This window comes from Herminiimonas sp. (genome assembly GCF_030645555.1).
Taxonomy (GTDB): Bacteria; Pseudomonadota; Gammaproteobacteria; order Burkholderiales; family Burkholderiaceae_D; genus Oxalicibacterium.
The window spans coordinates 1-3,534 of record NZ_JAUSME010000311.1 but is presented as its reverse complement, the minus strand read 5'-3'; the positions used below and the strand labels follow the sequence as shown (position 1 = coordinate 3,534).

The 3,534-nt window shown below is 51.7% G+C and carries 5 protein-coding genes, 1 tRNA gene and 1 pseudogene; all 7 read right to left on the bottom strand.

Annotated features, from left to right (window positions below; genetic code table 11):
- Positions 1-114 precede the first annotated feature (114 nt).
- A complete protein-coding gene (gene rplJ / locus Q7T06_RS11715; RefSeq protein WP_304784859.1) occupies positions 115-663 on the bottom strand; it encodes a 50S ribosomal protein L10 in 549 nt (182 codons plus the stop codon).
- Positions 664-980: 317 nt separating this feature from the next.
- Positions 981-1,676, bottom strand: a complete 696-nt coding sequence (gene rplA / locus Q7T06_RS11710) for a 50S ribosomal protein L1 (RefSeq protein ID WP_304784857.1) — start codon at positions 1,674-1,676, stop codon at positions 981-983.
- A complete protein-coding gene (rplK, locus tag Q7T06_RS11705; RefSeq protein WP_112990589.1) occupies positions 1,676-2,107 on the bottom strand; it encodes a 50S ribosomal protein L11 in 432 nt (143 codons plus the stop codon). Before rplK ends, rplA begins: the two co-directional genes overlap by 1 nt.
- A 134-nt stretch (positions 2,108-2,241) precedes the next feature.
- Positions 2,242-2,844, bottom strand: a complete 603-nt coding sequence (nusG, locus tag Q7T06_RS11700) for a transcription termination/antitermination protein NusG (RefSeq protein ID WP_304784853.1) — start codon at positions 2,842-2,844, stop codon at positions 2,242-2,244.
- Positions 2,844-3,227 carry a preprotein translocase subunit SecE gene (gene secE / locus Q7T06_RS11695; protein ID WP_304784851.1) on the bottom strand — a complete coding sequence of 128 codons (384 nt, stop codon included), beginning with the start codon at positions 3,225-3,227 and terminating at the stop codon, positions 2,844-2,846. The genes nusG and secE overlap by 1 nt, the downstream gene beginning before the upstream one ends.
- A 35-nt stretch (positions 3,228-3,262) precedes the next feature.
- Positions 3,263-3,338: transfer RNA gene (locus Q7T06_RS11690), tRNA-Trp, on the bottom strand.
- Between the two features lie 70 nt (positions 3,339-3,408).
- Positions 3,409-3,534: pseudogene (gene tuf / locus Q7T06_RS11685) on the bottom strand (elongation factor Tu); the annotation flags it as partial.

Genomic DNA, 3,534 nt, shown 5'->3' with positions numbered 1-3,534 from the left:
GTCTTTGCTAATTGCCATTTGAAACTCCTAAATTTTTTTCAATAATTACATCTGATTGGTACTGACGCGAAAGCGTCGAAACAAGAGCGCAGGCCGCACAAGTGCGGTGACCTGTTATTCCGCTGCTGCTTCGGTAACTTCGGCAACTGGTTCTGCTGCAACTGCAGGCGCTTCGCCTTCAGCTTTTTTAGCAGCAAGAGCAGCCAGACCACGCGTAAAGCTCGCAACCGGAACCAGCATCATGCCCAAAACTTGGGCCAGCAGGACTTCACGGCTAGGAATACTTGCCAACGCTGCAACAGCCGCTTTATCAAGCGACTTGCCTGCGTAGTTACCTGCTATCACAACCAGTTTGTCGTTGGTTTTAGCAAAGTCATTGATGACTTTTGCTGCTGCAACGGCATCATCCGAGATCGAATAGATCAGCGGACCGGTCATGTGGGAAGCGAGGTCGGCAAATGCGGAACCTTCAACAGCGCGACGAGCCAGCGTATTTTTCAATACGCGCAAGTACACGCCCTGATCCCGCGCCTTGGCGCGCAGTTGTGTCAATTGACCAACCTGGATGCCACGGTATTCGGCCACGACGATAGTCTGTGCCGTTGCTACCTTGGCAGAGATTTCGGCGACTACGGCCTTTTTGTCATTCAGATTGAGACTCAAGATCAACCTCCAAAAATGATACGCGGCACTTACACAATCATCATGATTGCTTGCCTTGCATCGGTTCGAACACGGCGTCCGAAGTTAAGGAGTTCATACTGGCGAACCAGCGCAGAGACTACGAAACTTGTTCGGGTACACCATCTGCGTTGGGTATCGTATCGTTGCCGATGCAATGTTTACCTTTGCACACCAACTGCATGCGCGCCGCCCAACGGTCTTTGATTGTCTGAACCTTCTTCTATCCTGCCGAATCAGGTCCAGCCCAAAGATGCGCCCACTGCCGAAAATCCGGCAACGGGACTTGATTCAATAACTTAAGCAGCCAGAGTCGTTTGATCGACGCGTACACCAGCGCCCATCGTCGACGACAGCGAAACCTTGCGCAGGTAAACACCCTTGATGGTTGCTGGCTTGGCTTTGTTCAACGCATCGATCAAGGCCAACAAGTTGGATTTGAGCGCTTCGTCGCTAAATGATTTACGGCCGATCGTCGTGTGGATGATGCCGGCTTTGTCGGTACGGTATTGCACTTGACCTGCTTTTGCATTTTTAACTGCAGTTGCAACGTCAGGCGTAACAGTGCCGACCTTAGGGTTAGGCATCAAGCCGCGTGGTCCGAGGATTTGACCCAGGGTACCAACGATACGCATGGTGTCTGGCGATGCGATCACGATATCGAAAGGCATGTTGCCAGCCTTGATCGATTCAGCCAGATCTTCCATACCGACGATGTCAGCACCAGCAGCTTTCGCCTGCTCTGCTTTTTCACCGGTTGCAAATACTGCAACGCGTACTGTTTTACCGGTACCGGCTGGCAAAACGACAGAACCACGAACCACTTGGTCAGATTTCTTGGCGTCAACACCGAGTTGTACCGAGATATCGATCGATTCGTCGAATTTTGCCGATGCGCATTCCTTGATCAAGGTCACTGCATTGTCGAACGGGTACGCTTTGGTACGATCAACTTTTGCTGCAAATGCCTTAACGCGTTTGGATAACTTAGCCATTACAGACCCTCCACCGTGATGCCCATGGAACGTGCGGAACCGGCGATAGTACGCACGGCAGCATCCATGTCGGCAGCCGTCAAATCCGGCCGTTTAGTTGTAGCGATTTCTTCAGCTTGCGCACGTGTGATCTTGCCGACTTTGTCGGTATGTGGCTTAGGCGAACCTTTAGTGATGTTCGCAGCTTTTTTGATCAGGTACGTTGCTGGCGGCGTCTTCATCACGAAAGTGAAAGACTTGTCAGCAAATGCAGTAATCACAACCGGAATTGGCATACCTGGCTCAACACCCTGGGTCTGCGCGTTGAACGCTTTGCAGAATTCCATGATGTTCAGACCACGTTGACCCAGAGCAGGTCCGATTGGAGGGGATGGGTTTGCTTTACCAGCTGGAACTTGCAGCTTGATAAAACCAATGATTTTCTTTGCCATGATGGCTCCTACATTGATTGAGTGGTAGCGCCTGTTCACTTGCCTTGCGGCGCATTACTGTGGCTCCTCTTTTTACTGCCTTGGTCGAATTTGGCAATCCTGCAGTGCGCCGCGCTTCGACCCGCGCTTGTTCCTTAAACTTTTTCGACCTGGCCGAATTCGAGCTCTACCGGCGTGGCACGACCGAAGATCGTTACCGATACGCGCACTTTGGATTTCTCGTAATTGACTTCTTCGACATTGCCGTTGAAATCGGTGAACGGACCATCCTTGATGCGCACCAACTCGCCCACTTCGTACAAGACTTTTGGACGCGGCTTTTCGACGCCATCCTGCATTTGCTGCATGATCTTGTCGACTTCATGCGGCGGAATAGGCGTAGGCTTGTTCGACTTGCCACCGATGAAGCCGGTGACTTTATTCGTATTCTTGACCAGATGCCATGTTTCATCGGTCATTTCCATTTCGACGAGCACATAGCCCGGGAAAAAACGGCGTTCGCTGACCGATTTCTGACCGTTTTTAACTTCGATCACTTCTTCGGTAGGCACCAGAATCTGCCCGAATTTATCTTCCATGCCGGCACGTGTTGCGCGCTCCAGCAACGCACGCTGCACGCTCTTTTCCATACCGGAATAGGCGTGCACGACATACCAACGTTTTTTGCTTGTGGAAGCAGCTGCAGCAGCGGCGCTAGGCGCACCGTCTTGCGCGCCTTCCTGAATATTGTCGCTCATTATCTTTTCCAGCCCAAAATCAGGTCGTACAGCACAACTTCGAGTAACTTATCCGTACCCCACAGGAAAAGCGCCATAACCAACACAAAGCCGAAAACAATGGCAGTCATCTGCACTGCTTCCTTGCGGGTTGGCCACACTACTTTTTTGGTTTCGCGTACCGCTTCTTTGGAAAAATTAACAAAGTCGCGACCCGAAGCCGACGTCCATGCGATCGCAATCGCCACAACCAGGCCGCCTACCAATGCAGCAACGCGCACCAGCGCTGCCTTGTCCGACAAAAAATAAAATCCAACTACGCCCGCGATTGCGACGAGTATCGCCAAAACGATCTTGATCTTATCGCCTGACGCGCCAACAGTTTGTACGGGATGATTAGACATACTTTTCTACTTTCGATGCCCTGCACCAGAATCGGTGGCAGGGGCGGAGGGCCTCGAACCCCCAACCTTCGGTTTTGGAGACCGACACTCTGCCAATTGAGCTACGCCCCTACGCTTGAACACTACCACTACTTGAATCGTTTGCGGCGATCTCATCGAGATCGCCGCAAGAATTCATTTATTACTCAATAATCTTGGCAACCACACCGGCGCCAACAGTACGACCGCCTTCGCGTATAGCGAAGCGCAAGCCTTCTTCCATCGCGATCGGGTTGATCAACATCTCTGTGATCGACACGTTATCGCC